The following is a 23,034-nucleotide window of genomic DNA, read 5'->3' on the forward strand; positions in this document are numbered from 1 at the left end:
TGCTGTGTAAGACTTGGTTTCTACCGAAGTGCTGGTCGGTAAACCGGCACCTTGTTTGGTAAGTCTTTTTTTATCGTATCATCTTTTAACCCCAATATATAGTATTAGTTGTACACAAAATACCGGCTTGTCATCTATATCTTGATGGCGAGCCGGTATTCATATCAGAGCTTGATTATTCTAAGCACGGTTCAAATGCAGCGTCATGGCATTTAACGCAACCACGATCGTTGATAACGACATGATCGCCGCGCCGACTGCCGGACTGAGAATGAAACCAATCGGCGCCAGGATACCCGCTGCCAAAGGAATGGCTAAAATGTTGTAGCCAGCTCCCCACCAAAGGTTCTGCACCATTTTGCGGTTCGTCGCCTTTGCCAGCGATAAGAAGTTAAGAATATCAGCTGGGTCGCTGTGAACTAGAACCACATCGGCCGTATCAATGGCAACATCGGTACCAGCACCGATTGCTACCCCGATATCTGCTTGAGCCAGACTAGGCGCATCGTTGACACCATCGCCGACCATCATCACAACGCCACGCTGCTGATAAGCCTTGACCTGAGCAACTTTATCTTCAGGCTTGAGCTCTGCCTGAAAATCGGTTAACCCCAGCTGGTCGGCAACTTTCTTGGCTGTTTCATGATTGTCACCAGTCAACATAACTGGTGTGATCCCTTGACGCTTCAAGGCCGCTACGAATGGCTTGCTTGATGGCTTCAACTGATCGCCTTCAGCTACCATCCCTAAAACCTGATCCTTCTGTAGTAAAAAGGACAATGAGTTCCCGGCAGCCGCCAACTGATCGGCTTGGGCCTGATCATAACTTAACTGATGGTCTTTCAAGTAACGCGCATTGACGATGGTATAAGCTTGGCCATCAACTTCGCCTTGAAGACCGATACCCTTGAGTACCTGAACATTTTGAGCAGCAGGTACATTTAATTGCTGTTCCTTAGCCGCGGCTTTAATACCGGTTGCCAGTGGATGCTCTGAATGACTCTCAAGTGCGGCCATCAAGGCTAAGACTTGAGCTTCATCATGATTGGCAAATGCAACGGTTTTGGCAACGGTAAATTTACCTTCAGTCAACGTACCGGTTTTGTCCATTAAGATAAACTTCGCATGTTTGGCAGTTTCAAGTGCCTGACGATTACGAATCAATAAGCCATTGGTTGCGCCAATACTGGTGCTACGCGCGATGACCAATGGAATTGCCAGTCCCAGTGCGTGCGGGCAGGCAATGATGAAAACGGTGACCATGCGTTCAAAGGCAATTGCCGCTCCATCTGATAGCCAAATGAAGAATGCCAGAATACCGACTGCTAATGCTGCGTAGAAAAGCCAGCCAGCAACTTTGTCGGCCATCCCTTCTGCCTTACTCTTATTGGCCTGGGCACTTTGAACCAGCTTCATCACTTGCGACAGGTAGCCGCTTTCGCCAGTACCGGTTACTTTGATTTCAATGACGCCATCACCATTGACTGATCCACCAATGACCCGATCGCCTTCAGCTTTATGAATGGCTTTGGCTTCACCGGTAACTAGGGATTCATTCACACTACTGCTACCACTGACGATCTGGCCATCAGCCGGCATCTGTTCACCTGCCAGGACGCGCAAACGCGTGCCGACCTGAACTTCTGCTAACGGCATGTCCATCACGTGATCGCCATGCACGACATGCGCTTGGCTTGGCAGCAACGCCGCGAGTTTCTCGACCGCATTGCCCGCTGCCATGACCGCATTCATTTCAATCCAGTGCCCTAACAGCATGATCACGATCAATGTTGCCAGTTCCCAGAAGAAATCCATGACCATACCATTCGGCGCGATAAAATGATTCATCACAAACGCGTAAAGTGAATAACCATAAGCAACGGTAATGCCCATTGCAATCAGCGTCATCATCGCTGGCTGCCGCTGTTGCAATTCGGATTTAGCTCCGGTCAAAAATGGCCAGCCACCATAGAAGAACAGAAATGACGATAAAATCAGAACCAGCCAGTCAGATCCGGGAAATACGATCGGTAGTTGCAAAGCGCCTAAGTGGATATTCATCCCCATAAACTGGGAAAGTAACAGCACTGGAATCATCACAATCAGGCTGACCCAGAACTTTTGCTTGAGATTGCCCATATGCATCATATGACCACCACCGTGATCCATGTCCATATGCGACATATCGCCGTGATGCATATCCATCTGGCTCATGTCACCATGGCTCATATGCATGTCGCCATGATTCATTTGCCCATGAGCCATGGTTCCTTGGTCCATGGCCATGGTTTCCATACCAGCTTGGTGTCCCATCTGTTCATGGTCCATTGGCATATCCGCCATGTCATCATGTTGCATATTACTGGTTTTTCCAGTCGTTCCGTTTGCATGTTCCATCTTACTATCCTTCATGAACTTCCTCCTTACACCCTTCTGGCAAGCAATTGCAGCTGACCATTGCCGGTGCATCCGGTAACTTGGCTGTCAATGTTTGTTGTAGGTCGTTGATGTCTTGTTTTGATAAAGTCACGTGCGTTATCAAGTGATCCAAGGTCTTGCCTATTTTCATCTGGCATAAATGGCTAAATAACTCAGTCACTGCTGCATCCATGGATGCTTGCTCGCCGACCGTAGCATGGTACAAAAATTCACGACCTTGTTTTTCCGTTACAAGTGCGCCTTTTTTGACTAGGCGACCTAAAAAAGTTTTAGTGGTTGCGACCTTCCAGCCCATTTTATCTGTCAAAATGGCGGCAAGCGTGCTGCTTTTTAAAGGTCCGAGTGTCCAAATAATACGCATGACCTCCCATTCCGATTGGGAGATGTCGACTGTTGGTGTTTCCATAATTGCCTCCGTTTACACTTGTAATCTTTCAACACTTATAATTTACAACTGTAAACGATGATTGTCAATATCAATTTTTTAATTTTATTTGGAAGTGCCTGCGCATACTGAAAAAAGGGACATGCAAATAGGCACCGCGACAAGAAACTGTCACAGTGCCTATTTCGTTAATGCTATTCGCCAAAATCAGGTTTTACCGCTGATTGTTTTCTTCAGGCTTTGACCGCATGGAAACCAATGTCAGTGCGATAATCCAAAACCCCTTGGATACTTTCCATGGCCTTTTTAGCCTTCATAATAGCTTCAGAAAGCGTTGATGCCGCCTCTACAACCGAGAAAATTCGGCCTGAACTGCTAACCCAGCCGTTTTCCGTCTGGTTAACGCCTGCTGGCAACCAGGTGCCAATCGGCCAGTCTTTTGGCACAATCACCGGGACCTGCTTTAATCCTGAACCGGGATAATCCGGATTCACCGCAACAAAGCACGCGTAAGCTTGGCCATTTAACTTCAAATCAGGTTGTTGACCATTCAACAAATCCGTTACCAACTGATAAAAATCATTTTCGATCTGAGGTAACAGCACCTGTGTTTCCGGATCACCAAAGCGCATGTTGTATTCCAGAATTTTAGGACCATCAGCGGTAAAAATCAGGCCGATATACATCACGCCTTGCCCACTGAGGCCGTCCTCCTGCATCCCCGCCAACGTCGTATCAACTAATGCCTCAGCTGCCTTTACTTGGTCGGTAGTAAACTGTGGTAGCGGGCTAATGGCGCCCATGCCACCCGTGTTAGGACCACGATCGGCGGCAAAACGGCGTTTATGATCCTGTGATAAAGGTAAAATCACGCGGTTTTGACCGTTGAAAAGCGCCATTACCGATGCTTCTTCACCGTCAAGGTATTGTTCTAGAAGCACCGTTGCATCTGGGTGCCCCTCATAAAGTCGATCAATCGCATCGTCCAAGGCAGCAGCGTCTTGGGCAATGATGACCCCTTTTCCGGCGGCAAGGCCATCTTTTTTAAGGACGATTGGCAATCCCATTAACGTTGCCTCGGCATGCGCTTCCAGTTCACTATGGACGGTTTTGCTGGCAGCAGTCGGAAGATGGTGGCGGTGCATAAAGTCTTTGGCAAACGTCTTACTGGATTCGAGTTGGGCGAGTTTTTTTGTCACGCCAAAAATTGGCTGATGAGCTTCTTGAAAAGCATCGACAATGCCAGCCGCCAAGGGTACTTCAGGACCGACAAACGTCAAATCAATCTGATGATCCCGGGCAAACTGAATCAGTTCCGGCACTTCGGCTTCTTTTATACCGATTGGCTCAACGCCTAAAAGCGTCATAGCCGGATTACCGGGTGCCACATAGACGTGGTCAACTTGTGGCGACTGGTTGAATTTTAGCGCAAGGGCACTTTCTCTGGCACCGCCGCCAATGACAAGAACCTGTTTCATAAAACCTCCTCGCGCGTATGGGCGCATATTTGTGGGTGATGAGGGTAGTGTTTACGCGTTTGCTGGTGTGGAAATTTCGTGTAAGGGCCTTAAGCATAAATGACCAAAGACCGATACTGCAGCTTTCCGGCGCCAAAACGCGTTCACTGGCGCAGAAACCTACGTGTAAGGACCTTGACCGCAATGGCCCAAGACCAGTACTGCAGCTTTCTGGCGCCAAAACGCGTTCGCCAGCCCAGAAACCTGCGTGTAAGGACCTTGACCGCAATGGCCCAAGACCTGCACTGCAGCTTTCTGGCGCCAAAACGCGTTCGCTGGCGCAGAAGTCTACGTATAAGGACCTTAGGCGTAATGGCCAAGTTCGGGCCATCACGCCTAAGGCCACTTATACTCCGACTTCTAACCGCGCCAGCTCACGCTCTCCGCTCTAATGCCTAAAGTGCCGCACACCCGTTGTTACCATGGCGATGCCGTATTCATCTGCTTTGGCGATGGAGTCTTTGTCGCGGATGCTGCCGCCTGGTTGAATGATGGCTTTGATGTCGTGTTTTGCCGCGTAATCAACGCAATCGTCCATTGGGAAGAAGGCGTCACTGGCCATGACGGCGCCGGCAAAGTTGTCGTTTTGTTGCGCCTCGGTCAATGCCAATTCGACTGACCCGATCCGATTCATTTGACCGGCGCCAATGCCTAACGTCTGATCTGCCTGGGCGACCACAATCGCATTGCTCTTCACGTGTTTAACCACGGTTTGCGCAAACGCCAAGGCTTTTAACTGATCAGCAGTCGGTTGCACCTTGGTCACAACGGTCATGTCCGCAGGGGTTTCCGTCTTATCGTCGCGCGTCTGTACCAGTAGGCCGCCGAAAATCGAAACCGTTTCGGTGCCCAGTTCTTCTGGCACATCGGCCGTATTAATCGTTAACAAGCGCACATTTTTCTTCTTAGCCAAAATCTCGTAGGCATCATCGTCAAAGCCCGGCGCCATGATGATTTCAAGGAATAATTTATGCATTTTTTCGGCAGTCGCCAAGTCTACTTGCCGATTCAGCGCGATAATGCCACCGAAGATCGACATCGGATCTGCCGCATACGCCTTGTCCCATGCAGCTTCGATCGTTTCGCCCAAGCCAATGCCACAAGGATTCATATGTTTAACTGCCACAACAGCCGGCTGCTTGAATTCACGCAACATCGCTAAAGCCGCATCAGCATCCTTGATATTGTTGTACGAAAGCTCTTTGCCGTGCAACTGCTTGGCAGCCGCCAGACTCGTCGGATCAGGATCCGGTTCAACGTAAAACGCCGCTTGCTGATGACTATTTTCCCCGTAGCGCAGGTCTTGGCGCTTGTGGTAAGTCGGTGTGAATTGCTCCGGAAATGGTTCTGGATCTAAGTAATGAACGATTTGGGCATCATAAGCCGCCGTTACTGCAAAAACCTTGGCTGCCAGTTTCTGCCGCAACGCCGCATCATCTTGATCAAGGCCGGTCAAAACTGCTGAATAATCAGCTGGATCAACCACGGCCCAGACACTATCACTATTTTTAGCCGCGGCGCGCAAAGCAGAAGGACCACCGATGTCAATTTGTTCAATAGCTTCGGCCCGGGTCACATCAGCCCGTTTAATGGTTTCGGCAAACGGATACAGATTCACACACACCACGTCAATCGGCTGGATGTCATGATCGGCCAACGCCTGCATATGCTTCGGATCATCGCGGCGTGCCAAGATGCCGGCATGGATTTTAGGATGCAGTGTCTTAACCCGGCCATCAAGCATCTCCGGAAAACCGGTCACATCTTCAACACTGGTCACAGCAACACCTGCTTCAGCCAGTTCACGATGGGTACCGCCAGTTGAAATCAGTTCAAAACCCCGTTCAATCAATCCCTTAGCAAAAGGTACCAAACCGGTTTTATCAGAGACACTTAACAATGCTCGTTTCACTTAAATCGCTCCTTCTTGAATGAGTTTCTTGACAGTTTCCGGAAAAGTGTGATGCTCCTGACGGTGAATGGCGGCTTCCAATTCGGCTAATGTCATGCCGGGCAGTACCCGAACAGGATCCTGGGCAATGATTTCGCCGGTATCAATCCCCGCATCGACATAATGGACGGTCACGCCGGTTACTTTCACGCCATAATCAAAGGCATCCTTAATCCCTTGGCGCCCGGGAAAGCTTGGCAACAGTGCCGGATGCAGGTTGATAATGCGCCGAGGAAATGCATCTAACAAGGTCGGACCGATAATGCGCATGTAGCCAGCCAGAATCAACGCGTCGACTGGCGGAAGCGCCGTCAAAATATGAGCTTCGGCTGCCGCTTTATCGGCATAGTCCTTGAAATTCACGACAATGGTTGGAATCTGATGATGAGCTGCTTTGCGAATCACCGGGGCACGTGCCCGATCACAAACCACCACCACAATACGAAAATTGCTATCCTGCGCCTGCGAAGCCTCAAACAATGCTTCAAAATTGGTTCCGTTCCCTGATGCAAAAACAGCTAATGCTTTCATTCGCCTGCCACCTGCCAGTGAATCTTTTCCGCTGGGTCTGCGACAACTTCGCCGATCACTTTACTGCTTGGCAAGGCTGTCTGTACTGCGGAAACCGATTCCTTAGCGACTACCAAAATCATACCGATGCCAAGATTAAAGGTCATCCGCATCGTGCTTTCACTCAAATGACCGGCATGTTGCAGACGATCAAAAAGTTCCGGCCGTCGCCATGCTTGCGGATCAACGTGGGCACTTAAGCCATCCGGGATCACTCGTGGCAGATTCTCGGTAATCCCGCCGCCGGTAATGTGCGCTGCCGCATGAATCAAACCCTGTTGCATCAGCGGCAACACCTGCTTGACATAGATCCGCGTTGGCCGCATGAGCGCTTGCATCATTTCAGAGCCATCTTCAAGTGTCTGACTGCCTAAATCGGTTTCGGCCAATAATTTCCGCACCAACGAATAGCCATTGCTATGGACACCGGAACTTGGTAAGCCAATTAACACATCACCTGCAGCGACATCCTGCGGCAATCTTTTTGGTGCCGAAACAACGCCAACCGCAAACCCAGCTAAATCATAGTGATGTTGCGGGTACATATCCGGCATCTCAGCGGTCTCGCCACCGATGAGCGCCATCTCGGCCTGTTGGCAACCAAACGCAATGCCGCGAACCACGGATTCCGCCCGCGCAACATCCAAATGATCCACCGCCATATAATCAAGGAAAAATAACGGTTGTGCTCCTGTCGCCAGCAAGTCATTGGCCACCATCGCCACCAAATCAATGCCAACCGTTTCATGCGCATCGCACTGCAAGGCCAACAGCAACTTGGTTCCAACCCCATCCGTGGCGCTGATTAAAGTCGGCTGCGGGACAGACGGCAACCGATATGCCGCCGCAAAGCCACCAACACTAGCTAACACATTTTCATTCGTTGTTTCCTTGGCTAACGCGGCAATTCGTTGCACCGCTTCGTCACCGGCTTTAATATCAACGCCGGCGTCTTTGTAATCTGTCATGCGCTAACCTCCGCAACATTAACTTTGAGTGACGCAACTTCTTTATTCAGGTCGGATTCATAATCGTCAAGCGGCGTCGGATATTTTCCGGTGAAATAAGCCACGCATAACCCGCCATTCGGAGCCGTGGTCGGCAAGCCAACGCTATCCTCCAACCCCTGTGTCGATAAGAAACCAAGCGACTCCACATTCAACAAATCACGCATTTCCGGAACCGTGTGATTGGCCGCAAACAATTCACTAGTCGTTTGAAAATCAATGCCATAAAAGCACGGGAACCGCAACGGCGGACTGGCGATACGCAGGTGGACCTCCGCAGCGCCGGCTTCTTTTAGCAACTTCACGATTTGTTTGGAAGTGGTCCCCCGCACAATCGAATCATCGACCAAAATGATCCGCTTCCCGGCAACGACGGGCTTAATGACACTCAGCTTCATTTTGACGCTTTTTTCACGCAAGGCCTGCGTCGGTTGAATGAATGTCCGCGCCACATACTGGCTCTTGACCAGTCCCATTTCATAGGGGATCCCGCTGGCCTTAGCATAACCGATCGCGGCTGACAGGGACGAATTAGGCACCCCGACAACGATATCGGCGTCTGCCGGTTGTTCCTTAGCCAAACGTTCACCCATGCGTACTCGCGCCTGGTGAACGTTGATGCCATGAATGTCAGAATCCGGACGGGCAAAATAAATATATTCCATTGAGCAAACGGCCAGCGTGGTATCTGTCGTGAAATGATCAAGATGCAACCCGGCGTCGTCAATTGTAATTAATTCACCGGGTTGAACATCGCGAACAAAGTCGGCCCCCACTGCATCCAAGGCAGCCGTTTCACTGCATACGATGTACCCGCCATCAGGCATCACGCCAACCACCATCGGCCGAAAGCCATGGGGATCAACCGCGGCATACAAGCCATGCTCGGTCAGCAAAACAAACGCAAAACCACCGTGTACTTCATTCAGTGCCGTTTTTAGCTGGACCAACCAAGGCTTGTCGACCTGGCGACGAATCAAATGCATGAGCACTTCGGTATCCGAAGTCGATTGAAAAATGGCACCTTGATCTTCAAGTTCCCGCCGCAAGCTAATCGCGTTGGTCAAATTGCCATTGTGCGCTAACGCGATTGACTCATCAGAAAACCGGAAAAGTAGCGGCTGGATATTTTCCAGAACGCGACCGCCTGCTGTTGAATAGCGAACATGACCTAAAGCAGCCCGACCCATCAATGGCCGCAACTGATCGGTGTTAGTAAACACTTCACTTAGCAGTCCCAAACCATAATGGCGCCGCATGCCTTCTTTGGTGAGACCAACGATGCCGGCACCTTCCTGTCCACGGTGTTGCAGCGTGTGCAGGCCTAGATGGGTAATACTGGCAGCGTTGGGATTGCCCCAAATGCCAAAGACGCCGCATTCTTCATTTAAGCCTTTTGGTTCATGTACCATGGGAGTGCCTCCTCAAATGCAGTTTGCAGCTGGCTCAAGGCCACCGAAAATTGATGACTGACCGTTGTGACGTCGAATTGTGGTGCTGCCTGGACATGGCCAATCAGTTTGGCCGAACCGTTTAAGGCTTCGAATGCTGCCTGATTTTCTGGTGCCACCGTTATCAAGAAGCGGCCTTGGGTTTCGGAAAAGCCCCAGCTGGTTGGCAACGTCACCTTAATCTTGGCGCCCAGACCATTGGCAAAGCCCATTTCTGCGAGTGCGACCAGCAGCCCACCATCACTTAAATCATGGGCGGCAGTCACCAAATGTTGCCGAATCGCTTTTAAGACGAACGCTTGATTAGTCTGTTCTGCTTCTAAATCAAAATCGAACAATCGACCGGAAACGCCGCCAGTTTGAAGTTTTTGCAACTCACTGCCGTTAAAGTCGCCATGCGTTTCACCAACCAGATAAATCAAATCATCGGCGTGCTTAAAGGCTGCTGTCGTGATGGTGCTGAGATCTTCAATCAGCCCCACCATCCCGATCATCGGCGTCGGATAAATCGCGTGCCCATTCGTTTCGTTATACAGTGACACATTACCGGAAATCACCGGTGCGTTAAACGCTTTGGTTGCCTGAATAATGCCTTTAGCTGCTTCGGCAAGTTCATAAAAAGCTTCAGGCTTGGTCGGATCGCCAAAGTTGAGGCAATCGGTAATGCCCAATGGCTCTGCGCCGCTGGCAACCAGATTCCGTGCGGCCTCGGCGACACTCATTGCGGCACCGACTTGCGGATCGAGATAGAGATACCTTCCCTTACTGTCGGTCGTCATCGCTAGTGCCCGATGCGTCCCGCGCACGCGAATCACTGCGGCATCACTGCCTGGAAGAACCACGGTATTGGTTTGCACTTGCGCGTCATAGCGCCGGTACAAGGATGACTTGTCGGCAATGGTCGGCATCGCCATCATCGCTTTCCAGGTTGCGACCGGATCTGTCACAATCGGATCAAAATCAGGTGCCGGGTTAGCCAGACGCTCCGGCTGCTTAGCCTCTTGTTCATAAACCGGTGCATCATCGGTTAAAGAGCTGACCGGCACATCGCAAACCAATTTGCCATGATGATAAAGTTTGTATTGATGACCTTCAATCACGTGGCCAACAACTGCTGCGTCTAAATCATAGGCAGCAAAGACATCCAAGACTTCTTGTTCAAAACCGGCGCGAACACAAAGCAGCATACGTTCCTGAGATTCGGATAACATAATCTCAAATGGCGTCATATTGGCTTCACGCTGCGGAATCAAGTCAAGATCCAAGGCCATGCCACTGTTGGCTTTACCGGCCATTTCAACACTGGACGAAACCAACCCTGCCGCACCCATATCCTGAATGCCGACAAGCGCCTGCTGATGTTGCTGGGTGATCTCAAGGCACGCATCCATCAATAGCTTTTCCATAAATGGATCCCCGACCTGAACAGCTGAGCGATCCGCCGCCTCGTCATCCGAAAATTCACTGGAGGCAAAGCTGGCACCATTAATGCCATCCCGACCGGTTTTGGCACCGACATAAATCAAGGCATTACCGACGCCCGCAGCTTTGCCTTTTTGAATCTGATCCTTATCCATGATGCCCACGCACATCGCATTCACCAGCGGATTGCGCGTGTAACTGCCATCAAAATTGGTTTCGCCACCCACTGTCGGAATGCCGATTGCATTGCCATAACCGCCAATGCCGGCAACAATCCGGTCAACCAGATGCTGCGTGTGCGGTTGATTAAGATCGCCAAAAGCCAGTGAATCAAGCATCGCTACAGGCTTAGCACCAATGGAGAAAATGTCGCGGATAATCCCGCCGACACCGGTTGCGGCACCTTCATAAGGTTCGACGGCGGAAGGGTGATTATGGCTTTCGGCTTTAAACACCACCGCTTTGCCTTCACCGATATCAATGACACCGGCACCTTCACCAGGCCCCATCAAAACCCGTTCATTTTTGGTCCAGAACTGGCGCAGGATCGGTTTGCTGTATTTGTAAGCACAGTGTTCACTCCACATGCCGCTTGCCAAACCGATTTCAGTGTCATTAGGTTGATGGCCGATTAATTCGGCAAAACGCTCATACTCGGCCTCAGTCAATCCCAAGTCCAGATAGGATTTCTTTTCCGCAATGGCCGTTGGACTCATTTCAACGTGTGCCACGAATGTCGGCTCCTTTCGTTTGTTGGATAAGCGAATGAAAGACGCCTAATCCATCAGTACCACCAAGTAAGGCCTCAACTGCACGCTCCGGATGCGGCATCATCCCTAAAACATTTCCCGCCGCATTGGTCACCCCCGCAATGTCATGAACACTACCATTCGGATTGTCGATGTATCGAAACACCACTTGACCATTAGCTTCGAGCTCCGCCAACGTTTCGGGATCGGCATAATAATTGCCTTCACCATGGGCGATCGGCAACGTCAACTGTTCACCGACCTGATATTGATTGGAAAACGCCGTGTCCGCGCGATCAACAGTCAACGCCACCGGCTCGCAGATAAAGTTTAGATCGCGATTCCACTGCAAGGCCCCTGGCAACAAACCGGCTTCAGTTAAAATCTGAAAACCATTGCAGATACCAAGCACATACCCGCCAGCGTCCGCAAAATCTTTTAGCGCCGTCATGACGGGTGAAAACCGGGCGATGGCACCGCTGCGCAAATAATCACCGTAAGAAAAACCACCGGGTACCATCACGACGTCGTAACTGCTTAAATCGGTTTGATCCTGCTTGATCAATTCACAATCAGCACCGGCAATTTGTTGAACTGCCCATTGCAAATCCAGATCACAATTGGATCCGGGAAAAGAAATAACGGCCGCTTTCATGCCTCATCCTCCGTGATTGGCTCCAAGTCAAAGCGATAGGTTTCCATATTGACGTTAGCAAGCAACTGATCACAAATCGTATCGACTTGCTTTCGTACCGCTGCTTCGGTGCCGCTAAGCTTTAATTCGAAATATTTACCATACAAGACGTCATCAACATTGTGATAATCCATCCGGCTTAAGGCCGTTTTGATGACTTCAGCCTTGGGATCCAGTACAGAAGGTTTGTAGGTCACGTAAACTTTAGCTTTAAACATGAGCAGCTCCTTTTTCTTGTAGTCGATTAAGCACTTCTTGATATACCGGCGTTAACGGTCCCCGATTTTGGCGAAAAACGTCTTTATCAAGCGACGCGCCTGTTTGTTGATCAACCAAGCGGAAATTATCCGGTGACAATTCGTCTGCTAATACCAATGTGCCGTCTTTTAACGTTCCATATTCAAGCTTGAAATCAACCAAGGTGATGCCAACTTCATTGAAGCGTTTTGTGAGATAGGCATTAATGCGGTCGGTTAATGAACGAACTTCGCGTAACTGTTCAGGCGTTGCTTCATGTAAAGCAAAAATTTGCGCCTCGTTCATGAATGGATCGCCGAGTTCATCGGACTTGTAATAATATTCGTGGATCGGCGGGTCGAGCTTCATCATCGGCTTTACATTGAATTTCGTGACAAAGTGTCCTGATGCATAATTACGCACCACCACTTCCAGCGGCAGCATTGTCGCTTTTTTGACGATCATTGTGGTGGCATCCGGTGAATCAATGTAGTGGGTTGGAATACCGGCGGCGGACAACTCCTTAAACAACAAGGTCGAAATGGCCCGATTCAGCTCACCTTTATGATCAATCTGCGCTTTCTTCTCCCCGTTCAATGCCGTGGCCTGATTGGTGTAAGCCATCCATAAAACATCCGGATCTTCGGTTGCAAAAACCTGCTTGGCTTTGCCGGTATACAGTAACGTTGTCTTCTTCACCATGCTGCCTCCATTTGTTTGAGTATGTCCAAAACATTGCGATCATCGGTCACCGTGATATGCCCCATCTTACGGCCAGGGCGAATCTCGGCCTTGCCATAATCATGCATGTGCCATTCGGGATGCTGCGGCCACTTGGCTTTAGCCTGGGTTAAGTCGTCACCGAGCAAATTGCGCATCACCGCTGGCTGCTTCAATTTGATCGGCGGGATTGGCAGGCCACAGATGCTTAGAATGTGCGCATCGAACTGGGAAAAGTTACATGCCTCGATCGAATAGTGGCCGGAGTTATGCGGCCGCGGTGCCAGCTCATTGGCAATGACGTTATCCCCTTCAAGGAAAAGCTCAACCCCCAGCACACCGCGTAAATCAAGTCCTAAGGCAATTTTGGTCGCCAAGTCATCGATCTTATGCGCTAACACCGGTGAAATGTTCGGCGCTGGTGCTAAGGTAAGATGCAAAATGTGATTTTTGTGCCGATTTTCAACAATCGGGAAAACTCGGACTTGATCGCGACCATCACGCGTGATCATGACAGAGGCTTCGCGATCGAATTGCTGACGTTTTTCCAAAATGCAGGGGCCGTGCGCAAGTAACTTTTCCGCAGCCGGTACATCTACCAACGTGTTGATATCCTGTTGACCATGTCCGTCATAGCCGCCTGTTGTGGTTTTCAGAATCGCTGGCAGGCCGATCTTGGCAATCGCGGTTTTCAGTGTTGCCGGTGAATCAACGGCCGCAAACGGTGTTACTGGAACGCCGTGGGTTTCAAGAAAGGTTTTCTCCTTGATGCGGTCACGCGTTGCTGCAAGGATTGCCGTGCCTTGAGGGATGCGAGTTAAATGTCGGACAGTCTCAAGTGCAGCTAAGTCAACATTTTCGAACTCATAAGTTAAAACATCGGATTCCTTGGCTAACTTGGTCAACGCCGCTTGGTCATCGTAGGGCGCCGTAATTTGGAAGTCCGCGATCTGACCCGCGGGTGAGTTCGGAGTCGGCTCCAAAATGCCAACGCGATAGCCCATGGTTTTGGCGCTTTGGGCTAACATCCGACCAAGCTGACCACCGCCGATAATGCCGATTGTTGCCGGAGACGTCACCACATCAATCATTTGAGTGCAGCCTCGCTTTCTTCGGCGCGTTTGGTCTGTTCGGCACGAAAGGCTTCGAGACGTTGGGTTAATGCCTCATCTGTCAAAGCTAGGATTGAAGCGGCAAATAAAGCAGCATTTACAGCACCGGCATCACCGATGGCCATGGTTCCGACTGGCACTCCGCCGGGCATCTGCACAATCGACAACAAACTGTCGACGCCATTTAATGTTCGGGTTTTGATTGGAACTCCGATGACAGGCAAAAGGGTGTTGGCTGCGAGCATCCCCGGTAAATGAGCCGCACCGCCCGCTCCAGCAATAATCACCCCAAAGCCTTGATCAGCCGCTTGCTTACCGAATTCCGCAAGCTTATCCGGCATCCGATGAGCCGAAATAACGCGCTTTTCATAAGGGATCGCCAGCGCCGTCAATTGCGTTGCAACCTGTTGCATGGTTGGCCAATCGGAGCTTGAGCCCATGACCACAGCTACTTTCTGCATCTTGTTCCCTGCTTTCTTTAAGATATTTTGAGAATAGCACGTTCAGAAACAACATTCAACCGTAAAATGGAACTATATTAGACTTATTCCAAATTAATGTTCGTATTTTACTGGATATATTAATTCTTGCAGTGTCTAAAACTTGAATCATCGCTAACTTCAATGGGAAAATTTGGCTGCGTAAAGCGCTTCAAATTCAGCAACTGCTGCGCTAATCATCTTCAGTTTTCTTGAAAACAAAAAAATCGGCTCCAAAGATTTGTTTCATCTTTGGAACCGATTTAAGGCCTAGATGCCTAACCCCTTACAATACGGGGAGACAAGAACCTGCCAGTCATTTTTATGAATGCTGCGATGGCTTAAGCTGCTTTGGTAGAAAGCGACTTGCCATCTTTGGCAATAAAGAGTTGTGGCGCGACCGTTAACAAAATGCCGACAACGACAATCGCCAATACGGTACTGAACAGCGCAGATCCGCCGTTAACGATCAACGAATAGATCCAGGCATTCATGCCTTTTGGTGCATAACTGCCCCAGAAAACAACGCCAGCGATAAAGTGAATGAAGTACTTAGCAAACGTACCGATGATAATACCGGCGAAAGCATAGCCGCTAGCCTTTACCTTTTCACCACCGCGAACGTTCTTTTGAAAGGCAGCATAGGTCAATCCCATTAAACCAACTAGCGTAAAGGCGATTGGATATTCAAGAAAGCCCTGAATCGGGTTCAGAACACTGCCGCCACTAAGGCCACGCAGAATCAAATCAAGAATGCCCCAGACAAAGCCAGCCCATGCGGCAGGAATCGCCCCACGCCGCATCGCCAGCACCGCAATCGGAATCAAGCCATAATTCAACTCAATCGCCGAAACCCCGGTGGTGTGTGGAATATACGTCAGCGCCATCGCAAACGCGGCAATAATCGCTGTTTCCAAAATAACAACCAGACGCTTATGTTGTTGCATAAAAAAAGCCTCCTAGTGAATCCCCACTCACAAAGAAGGTCGCTTCCGACCGTTCACAAATCCCTACGCTCGCATTAACGAACAGGTTCGAAGGGTCCGGGTTTCCCCGATCTCAGCCAATGGCTCCCCTTTGTGAAGGTTCATCGAATTAATTGATACAACTTTATCCTACCAGACTTTGGAGAAAGGGCAAATATTTTACCCAGAGCGTGAGCAGGAGCGCTTAGAAATCGGAGTGTAAGTGGCCTTGGGCGTGATGGCCCGGGTTTAGGCCATTGCTACCAAGGTCCTTACACGGAGATTTCTGCGACTGCGAACGCGTTTATGGAGCGTGAGTGCACTTCAGAAAAGCCGCAATCTCGCACCATGATTTTTTTCTCACCGACTCAACCGCGCCTTTTCTTCACGGTGCAAAGCCTCCAACGACTTCCCTGCCGTTTCCGGTACAAAGATAACGACAAACAGCAACGAGACAATGTTCGTCACAATGAAGCAAACGAAGGTCCAAAACATCCCCATTTGTGCCAAGCCAATCGGGAAAAGCACCCCGACCGCAAAATTACCTAACCACAGGAAGAAGGTCGCTGTGCCCATACCGAGTCCACGCAACTGCTCCGGGAAAATCTCCGACATAAGCAGCCAAGTCATCGGGCTAATCGCTCCTTGGAAGAAGGCTAGAAAGAGCATCATCATCAGAATGGTTGTAAAGGCACGCAGCGGCGATCCTGCCGGCAAACGGGAAGCAAATGTCACACCTGTAATCGCCAGTGACGTACCAATTAAACCAATAATCAATAATGGTCGGCGCGGCACATGTTTAAGCAGTTGCATCGTGACAATTGTGGCAGCGACCGCCGTGACCCCATTGGCAATGTTGGCAATCAATGCACTGTTGCGGCCAAATCCGGTCATCTGCAAAATTGATGTTCCGTAATACATCATGACATTAATCCCGGCGATTTGTTGGATAACGCCTAAGCCGATACCGATCATCAATAGTCGGCGAATCCACTTAACCTTGAGCGCATCAACCGGCTTGACCTTTTTATGTTCTGCACTTTTTGCAATCGTCTGTTTTAAATGTTCAAGCTCATTTGGAACCTCTTGTGGGGTTCGCAAAACCGCGAGACTGTCTTCAGCATCTTGCTGACGGCCCTTCATCATTAACCAGCGCGGTGATTCAGGAACAAAATGGGTGCCAACACCCAGAAGGATAGCTGGGATCACGGCCAAGACGATCATCCACCGCCAAATACCGTGAACATTGCCAAAATTCGTCCCTAAAACGGCATTCAAGATGAACGCAAGCAGTTGACCCGAGACGACCATTAATTCATTTTGGGTCACAAGCCGACCACGCCGATTCGTTGGCGCAATTTCGGCCAGAAAACTAGGAACCAAAACCGAAACACCACCGACTGCCAGCCCCAAGACCATCCGGGCCCCAATCAACCAACCAGCACTAGGCGCTAGTGAAGAAGCGAGGGTGGCGAGAAAAAATAAACCGGCTAATCCGGTAATCAAACGTTTTCGCCCGTATCGGTCACTAACTCGGCCGACCAACACAGCACCAAATGCCGCGCCTAACGTTAAACTACTGGTGACCCATCCTTGTAAACCCGGTGCTAATTTAAGTTCACTGGAAATAAACGGCAAAGCGCCATTGATGACGCCGGTATCATAGCCAAAAAGAAGCCCGCCCATTGTCGAAATGAGCGCCACTAGTCGTAACCGAACACGCGCAGTGGAAAAAGCACCAGTCCTGCGCTGCAAGCCTGTTTTTGTTTGATGTTGTAAATACATGCAATTCCCCCTCATTCGGTGAACCACCATACTTACTATCACAGATCTGCATCGCGGCTCGACCTTTTTAGTTTACATAATAACCATACCACTTTTCTGAAAATGCTGCATGTGCACCAGGTAAATACGATCTGCCCAGGCATTGCCGTCTACTTACCAAGCCACTTAAAAGAAATGACAAAGCTCTCGCCAAAGCTTTAAAGCAATTAAAAAAGACCGCCACCCTGTTTGGGATGACAGCCTTCTTCAAATCATGACGTCATTACTGACCGGTTGTCTTTTTAACCAAGTCCGCATTTTCGTCATTCGAAATATTTTCATTTAGAGCAACATCGGCCATCTTAGCCATGTCCTCGGTGGAGAGCCGCTTCATCAAGCTGCGCACCTTAAGAACAGAAGTTGCAGACATGGAATATTCGTCAAGTCCCATACCAAGCAGCAACGGAACCATGATCGGATCACCAGCAGCTTCACCACACATGCCAGCCCATTTGCCTTCCTTGTGGGCTGAGTCAATCACATGCTTGACCAGCCGGAGGATCGATGGGTTGTATGGTTGATACAGGTAAGAAACATGTTCGTTCCCACGATCAGCCGCCATTGAGTACTGAATTAAATCGTTAGTCCCGATCGAGAAGAAGTCGACATACTTAGCAAACTGATCAGCCAGAACTGCCGCAGCAGGAATTTCGATCATAATGCCAAGCTGAATGTTGTCGGATACCTTAACGCCATCCTTAACCAACTTGTCTTTTTCTTCTGTAAAGATCTGCTTAGCCTGTTTGAACTCGGAAATGGTCGCGATCATCGGGAACATGATCCGCAGATTACCAAATGCAGATGCGCGCAACAAAGCCCGCAATTGGGTACGGAAAATATCCTGACGATCAAGACTGATCCGGATCGCACGATAACCTAAGAATGGGTTTTGTTCTTGCGGTAATGGCAGGTACGGCAAATGCTTATCCCCGCCAATATCCATTGTCCGAACAACAACCGGCTTTGGATTCATGGTTTCAAGAACCTTCTTGTAGGCCTCGAACTGATCGTCTTCAGTCGGCAATTCGGAAGAATCCATGTAAAGGAATTCGGTACGATACAGGCCGATACCTTCAGCACCATTTGCCAGCACACCATCAAGATCCTTAGGGGTCCCGATGTTAGCCGCAACATCAAAATGCTTGCCATCAGCCGTCACGGATTTCGCCGTCTTCAGTTGCGCCCATTCAGCCTTTTGCTTGGCAAATGCTTCAGCAGCTTGCTTGAATTTGGCAACCTCATCCGTCGAAGGATCAATGACCACTTCACCAGTCAGACCGTCAACGGAAATCAATTGACCGTTTTGGGCCTTCTTGGTGACGTCATCGGTTCCGACAACAGCAGGAATTTCCAATGAACGCGCCATGATCGCGCTGTGAGCCGTCCGACCACCGATATCAGTGACGAAGGCCTTCACATACTTCTTGTTGAGCTGTGCCGTGTCAGAAGGGGTCAAATCGTGAGCCACGATAATGACTTCTTCATCAATCAACGCCGGATTCGGCAATGTACGACCCAACAAATGCGCCATAATGCGCTTTGTTACATCGCGAACATCGGCAGCACGTTCCTGCATATATGGATTATCAGTCATGCCTTCAAAGGTCTGAATGAAGAATTCGGAAACTTCCTTCACAGCTTGTTCGGCATTTACTTTTTCGTCCTTGATCTTGGATTCGATCTGACCGGTAAAGTCAGGATCAGCCAAAATCATCATATGGGCATCAAAAACTTGAGCCTCTTCTTCGCCAAGCGATTCAGCGGCCTTTGCACGGATAACCTTTAACTCATCATTACTTTGATCAAGTGCCTGCTTCAGCCGATTGATTTCCTTTGAAGGATCATCAACCGTTTTTTTGTCAAATGATAAATCAGGTTGAACCAGTAAATAGGCCTTCGCTGTGGCGATCCCATCACTAGCAGCGATTCCCTTCAAATGTTCAGCCATTATTCAGCCAAGCCTTCTTTTTTCATAGTATCGGTAATAGCAGCAATTGCGTCTGCTTCGTCGGCACCTTCAGCAGAAATGGTAACATCGGCGCCTTGGCCAACACCCAAACTCATAACACCCATAATGGACTTGAGGTTAACGCTCTTACCTTTATATTCCAAGTTGATGTCTGAGTTGAACTTGCTGGCTGCTTGTACCAACAAGGTTGCCGGACGTGCGTGGATCCCGGTTTCTGCAATAATGTTAAATTCACGTTTTTCCATGACTGATCTGCTCCTTCATATTAACTAGATTTCTAGTGTTTTTCCGAATAGTTTATAGGCACACTAACACCTAAAACAATTCATGTAAACCTTACCATTTTTTGTAGCTTGCCACAAGCGTCACATGAGATTTGACGCTTATTTAGCGGGAATCAACTGACCGGTAATGGTATTCGATGACACCATCGCGTTTGGCCGTCCCCACAATTTCTTCACGATCGGGATAATTTGTCCATGCCGCCCGAAACGCCATGAATGTTTCGGGCGTCACCGTGATCTTGTCACGCTGACCAGTCTTTAACTCATCCATTAAAGCGACATAATCCTGAGTCATCTATTTGCCTCACCTCACTCCATAAGGTTAGCATAAAAGTAGGCATTGAAAAAGCGCTAATGCCTGATATCACTGAAATATTTGGAACTTTTTAGCACTCTTGTGTGTCGAGTGCTTGCATTCTCAACATAAGGGTGTATACTATTGCCATAGGTCAAGAAAGGTCAAACCTTTTTCGACTATATGTGGCACCTAATTAGACAGGAAGGTTGTGACAAAATGTTATGTGAAAACTGTCATAAGAATCCAGCCACTATTCATCTTTCAACCGTTGTTAACGGAACGCGGCAGGAGATCAATCTCTGCCAAAACTGTTATCAATTACTCAAGAAACAAGCAGGAGGAAATATGAATCCAACAAATGCTACTGATCCGTTTGGGTTCGGGAGCTTAGATGATATCTTCCGTGCGATGAATCAGGGAATGGCTCGGCCGCAACAGCCTAACGCGCAGATCCCGCCTACTCAGGCAGGACGCGGCGGCAATGGTAACAACGGCCGCAATGGCAATGGTGGTAAGGGATTACTGGGTCAATTCGGTGTTGATCTGACCGAACAGGCACGCAAAGGCCAAATTGATCCGGTCATCGGCCGCGACAAAGAAATCTCGCGGGTGATCGAAATCCTGAATCGCCGGACGAAGAATAATCCGGTTCTGATCGGTGAAGCCGGTGTCGGTAAAACCGCTGTCGTCGAAGGCTTGGCTTTGAAGATTGCCAATGGCGACGTACCGGCAAAGCTACAGGATCGTCACGTCATTCGTCTCGATGTCGTTTCCCTTGTTCAAGGAACGGGTATTCGTGGTCAATTCGAGCAGCGGATGCAACAATTGATCGATGAACTCAAACAAAATAAAAACATTATCCTATTTATTGATGAAATTCACGAAATTGTCGGTGCCGGCAACGCTGAAGGCGGCATGGATGCAGGCAACGTTTTGAAACCTGCCCTCGCTCGTGGCGAATTGCAACTGGTTGGTGCAACCACCAGCGACGAGTATCGGCAAATTGAAAAAGATTCCGCGCTTGCTCGGCGACTCCAGCCCGTCATGGTTGAAGAACCAAGCGTTGACGAAACCATTAAAATTCTGAAAGGCTTGCAGCCGCGTTATCAAGACTTCCATCACGTTAAGTACACGGAAGCCGCGATTGAAGCCGCAGCTACACTCAGTAACCGCTACATTCAGGATCGCTTTTTGCCTGACAAGGCCATTGACCTGTTGGATGAAGCCGGTTCTCGCAAGAATCTGACGATTGCAACCGTTGATCCTGAAACAATCAAAGCCAAGATTGCGGATGCCGAGAAACAAAAGCAGGCAGCACTGAAACAGGAAGATTACGAAAAAGCCGCCTTCTATCGCGATCAAGTCACGAAATTAGAAGACATGGCCAAGAAACAATCAAATCTACCTGAAAATGAAGTGCCAACCGTCACCGAAAAGGACATGGAAAAGATTGTCGAAGAAAAGACCAACATTCCTGTCGGTGAACTGAAAGCACAAGAACAGGCACAGTTGAAGAACCTTGCCAGCGATCTTGAAAAACACGTCATCGGTCAAAACGAGGCGGTTGACAAGGTTGCGCGGGCCATTCGCCGTAACCGTATTGGCTTCAATAAGACCGGCCGGCCAATCGGTTCCTTCCTCTTCGTTGGGCCTACCGGTGTTGGTAAAACCGAGCTGGCCAAGCAGCTTGCCAAAGAACTGTTCGGTTCGGAAGATGCCATGATTCGGTTTGACATGTCGGAGTACATGGAGAAATTCAGCGTCTCCAAACTGATCGGGTCACCGCCAGGCTATGTTGGCTACGAGGAAGCCGGCCAGTTAACTGAAAAAGTTCGGCGGAATCCTTATAGTCTGATTTTGTTAGATGAAATTGAAAAAGCCCATCCCGATGTCATGAACATGTTCCTGCAGATTCTGGATGATGGCCGATTGACAGATTCTCAAGGTCGTACCGTTTCCTTCAAGGATACCATCATCATCATGACGTCAAACGCCGGATCAACCGATGCCGAAGCTAATGTTGGTTTTGGTGCAACCTTGAGTGGCAAGACGCACAGCGTTCTGGATCAGCTTGGCAATTACTTCAAGCCGGAATTCCTCAACCGGTTCGATGATATTGTTGAATTCAAGCCACTTTCTAAAGATGACTTGTTGAAGATCGTTTCCTTGATGATTACTGACACCAACAATAATCTCAAGAGTCAGGGTCTGACGATTCATGTCACCGATCCGGTCAAAGAGAAGCTGGTCAGTCTGGGTTACAATCCATCCATGGGTGCGCGGCCATTACGCCGGGTAATCCAGGAACAGATTGAAGATCGGGTAGCTGACTTCTATCTGGATCATCCGGATGCCAAGGAACTTGAAGCACGCATCAGCAATGGTGAAATTACGGTTGGCGAACCTGCGAAAGCCGAAACGCCTTCAAAAACCAGTAAAAAGTAACAACCCGCAAACATCACCCGATCATAACGATCAGGATGATTGATGCAAAGACAGAAAGCCCGTGGACAAAATGTTCGCGGGCTTTCGATTGTACATAATATTATTTTTCCTTAAATTGTTTTATAATAAAACCAGTAGGAAGAGAAATGGAGGGCCTGACCATGCGACTAATTAATGTCACCAACAGCTTTAGAAATTTGGTAAGCCAGCAACTAAGCGGCACTGATGCCCGACTTGTCAAAGTCTTTTCACTCGGTCAAACCACCGTTGTTTATACAGAAGCGCCTTCACACATCGAGATACTGTTCACCAACGAACGCCGCAACATTCAACGTGAGGAAATTGCCTTCACGCTTGACCGGCTGCTCAAAAAGTCCATTGACGAGGTTTCGCCAATCATGGGCCACCATTTAGCCGAGGTAACGGTGCCTAAGCTAGAACGTCAGGCTGAATAAAAGAGAGTTTTTGTTCATTCGTTAGGCGATCAAACGATGCATCGTCATGGTTCTCGTGTAT

At 49.2% G+C, this 23,034-nt stretch carries 20 protein-coding genes and 1 riboswitch; of the genes, 2 read left to right on the forward strand and 18 right to left on the reverse strand.

Going from position 1 to position 23,034, the window contains the following annotated elements:
• Positions 1 to 180 precede the first annotated feature (180 nt).
• The 18 genes from LHUE1_RS13905 to LHUE1_RS13990 all read right to left on the reverse strand — a co-directional run bounded on the left by LHUE1_RS13905 (position 181) and on the right by LHUE1_RS13990 (position 20,070).
• Complete coding sequence (locus LHUE1_RS13905) at positions 181 to 2,412, reverse strand: heavy metal translocating P-type ATPase (protein ID WP_049171721.1); 2,232 nt, start codon at positions 2,410 to 2,412, stop codon at positions 181 to 183.
• Positions 2,402 to 2,845, reverse strand: coding sequence for a CopY/TcrY family copper transport repressor (locus tag LHUE1_RS13910; RefSeq protein ID WP_049171724.1), 444 nt, complete (start codon positions 2,843 to 2,845; stop codon positions 2,402 to 2,404). Before LHUE1_RS13910 ends, LHUE1_RS13905 begins: the two co-directional genes overlap by 11 nt.
• Before the next feature lie 212 nt (positions 2,846 to 3,057).
• Positions 3,058 to 4,302: a phosphoribosylamine--glycine ligase gene (purD, locus tag LHUE1_RS13915; protein ID WP_049171726.1), complete on the reverse strand. Its 1,245-nt coding sequence runs from the start codon at positions 4,300 to 4,302 to the stop codon at positions 3,058 to 3,060.
• A 427-nt stretch (positions 4,303 to 4,729) separates the two neighbouring features.
• Complete coding sequence (purH, locus tag LHUE1_RS13920; RefSeq protein WP_049171728.1) at positions 4,730 to 6,253, reverse strand: bifunctional phosphoribosylaminoimidazolecarboxamide formyltransferase/IMP cyclohydrolase; 1,524 nt, start codon at positions 6,251 to 6,253, stop codon at positions 4,730 to 4,732.
• Positions 6,254 to 6,823, reverse strand: coding sequence for a phosphoribosylglycinamide formyltransferase (gene purN, locus LHUE1_RS13925; protein ID WP_049171729.1), 570 nt, complete (start codon positions 6,821 to 6,823; stop codon positions 6,254 to 6,256).
• The gene (gene purM, locus LHUE1_RS13930) at positions 6,820 to 7,830 is read right to left on the reverse strand and encodes a phosphoribosylformylglycinamidine cyclo-ligase (protein WP_049171731.1); all 1,011 of its coding nucleotides are present in this window, start codon (positions 7,828 to 7,830) and stop codon (positions 6,820 to 6,822) included. Before purM ends, purN begins: the two co-directional genes overlap by 4 nt.
• Entirely contained in the window at positions 7,827 to 9,281 is a 1,455-nt protein-coding gene (purF, locus tag LHUE1_RS13935; RefSeq protein ID WP_049171732.1) for an amidophosphoribosyltransferase, read from the reverse strand. The genes purM and purF overlap by 4 nt, the downstream gene beginning before the upstream one ends.
• Positions 9,257 to 11,473, reverse strand: a complete 2,217-nt coding sequence (gene purL, locus LHUE1_RS13940) for a phosphoribosylformylglycinamidine synthase subunit PurL (RefSeq protein ID WP_049171734.1) — start codon at positions 11,471 to 11,473, stop codon at positions 9,257 to 9,259. The genes purF and purL overlap by 25 nt, the downstream gene beginning before the upstream one ends.
• Entirely contained in the window at positions 11,460 to 12,146 is a 687-nt protein-coding gene (gene purQ, locus LHUE1_RS13945; protein ID WP_049171736.1) for a phosphoribosylformylglycinamidine synthase subunit PurQ, read from the reverse strand. Before purQ ends, purL begins: the two co-directional genes overlap by 14 nt.
• The gene (purS, locus tag LHUE1_RS13950; protein ID WP_025012690.1) at positions 12,143 to 12,403 is read right to left on the reverse strand and encodes a phosphoribosylformylglycinamidine synthase subunit PurS; all 261 of its coding nucleotides are present in this window, start codon (positions 12,401 to 12,403) and stop codon (positions 12,143 to 12,145) included. Before purS ends, purQ begins: the two co-directional genes overlap by 4 nt.
• Positions 12,396 to 13,124 (reverse strand): phosphoribosylaminoimidazolesuccinocarboxamide synthase, encoded by a 729-nt coding sequence (purC, locus tag LHUE1_RS13955; RefSeq protein WP_029345484.1) that lies wholly within the window; start codon positions 13,122 to 13,124, stop codon positions 12,396 to 12,398. Before purC ends, purS begins: the two co-directional genes overlap by 8 nt.
• On the reverse strand, positions 13,118 to 14,233 hold the full coding sequence (gene purK, locus LHUE1_RS13960) for a 5-(carboxyamino)imidazole ribonucleotide synthase (RefSeq protein WP_049171738.1): 1,116 nt from the start codon (positions 14,231 to 14,233) through the stop codon (positions 13,118 to 13,120). Before purK ends, purC begins: the two co-directional genes overlap by 7 nt.
• Entirely contained in the window at positions 14,230 to 14,715 is a 486-nt protein-coding gene (gene purE / locus LHUE1_RS13965; protein WP_049171739.1) for a 5-(carboxyamino)imidazole ribonucleotide mutase, read from the reverse strand. Before purE ends, purK begins: the two co-directional genes overlap by 4 nt.
• A 359-nt stretch (positions 14,716 to 15,074) precedes the next feature.
• On the reverse strand, positions 15,075 to 15,680 hold the full coding sequence (gene thiT, locus LHUE1_RS13970; protein ID WP_010487772.1) for an energy-coupled thiamine transporter ThiT: 606 nt from the start codon (positions 15,678 to 15,680) through the stop codon (positions 15,075 to 15,077).
• Between the two features lie 42 nt (positions 15,681 to 15,722).
• A riboswitch (TPP riboswitch) is annotated at positions 15,723 to 15,820 on the reverse strand.
• A 238-nt stretch (positions 15,821 to 16,058) separates the two neighbouring features.
• Complete coding sequence (locus tag LHUE1_RS13975; RefSeq protein ID WP_049171741.1) at positions 16,059 to 17,483, reverse strand: sugar porter family MFS transporter; 1,425 nt, start codon at positions 17,481 to 17,483, stop codon at positions 16,059 to 16,061.
• 262 nt (positions 17,484 to 17,745) lie between these two features.
• Positions 17,746 to 19,470, reverse strand: a complete 1,725-nt coding sequence (gene ptsP / locus LHUE1_RS13980; RefSeq protein WP_049171742.1) for a phosphoenolpyruvate--protein phosphotransferase — start codon at positions 19,468 to 19,470, stop codon at positions 17,746 to 17,748.
• On the reverse strand, positions 19,470 to 19,736 hold the full coding sequence (locus LHUE1_RS13985; RefSeq protein ID WP_003566007.1) for a phosphocarrier protein HPr: 267 nt from the start codon (positions 19,734 to 19,736) through the stop codon (positions 19,470 to 19,472). Before LHUE1_RS13985 ends, ptsP begins: the two co-directional genes overlap by 1 nt.
• Positions 19,737 to 19,878: 142 nt before the next feature.
• Positions 19,879 to 20,070, reverse strand: a complete 192-nt coding sequence (locus LHUE1_RS13990; RefSeq protein WP_010487689.1) for a hypothetical protein — start codon at positions 20,068 to 20,070, stop codon at positions 19,879 to 19,881.
• A 219-nt stretch (positions 20,071 to 20,289) separates the two neighbouring features.
• Between LHUE1_RS13990 and LHUE1_RS13995 the strand changes: the two genes are divergently transcribed.
• Together LHUE1_RS13995 and LHUE1_RS14000 are read left to right on the forward strand one after the other, a co-directional pair.
• Positions 20,290 to 22,518 (forward strand): ATP-dependent Clp protease ATP-binding subunit, encoded by a 2,229-nt coding sequence (locus LHUE1_RS13995; protein ID WP_213291528.1) that lies wholly within the window; start codon positions 20,290 to 20,292, stop codon positions 22,516 to 22,518.
• 161 nt (positions 22,519 to 22,679) lie between these two features.
• The gene (locus LHUE1_RS14000) at positions 22,680 to 22,973 is read left to right on the forward strand and encodes a DUF1827 family protein (RefSeq protein ID WP_025012683.1); all 294 of its coding nucleotides are present in this window, start codon (positions 22,680 to 22,682) and stop codon (positions 22,971 to 22,973) included.
• The last annotated feature ends 61 nt before the right edge of the window (positions 22,974 to 23,034 follow it).

Origin of the sequence: Lacticaseibacillus huelsenbergensis (assembly GCF_029726355.1) — a bacterium.
Lineage (GTDB): Bacteria > Bacillota > Bacilli > Lactobacillales > Lactobacillaceae > Lacticaseibacillus > Lacticaseibacillus casei.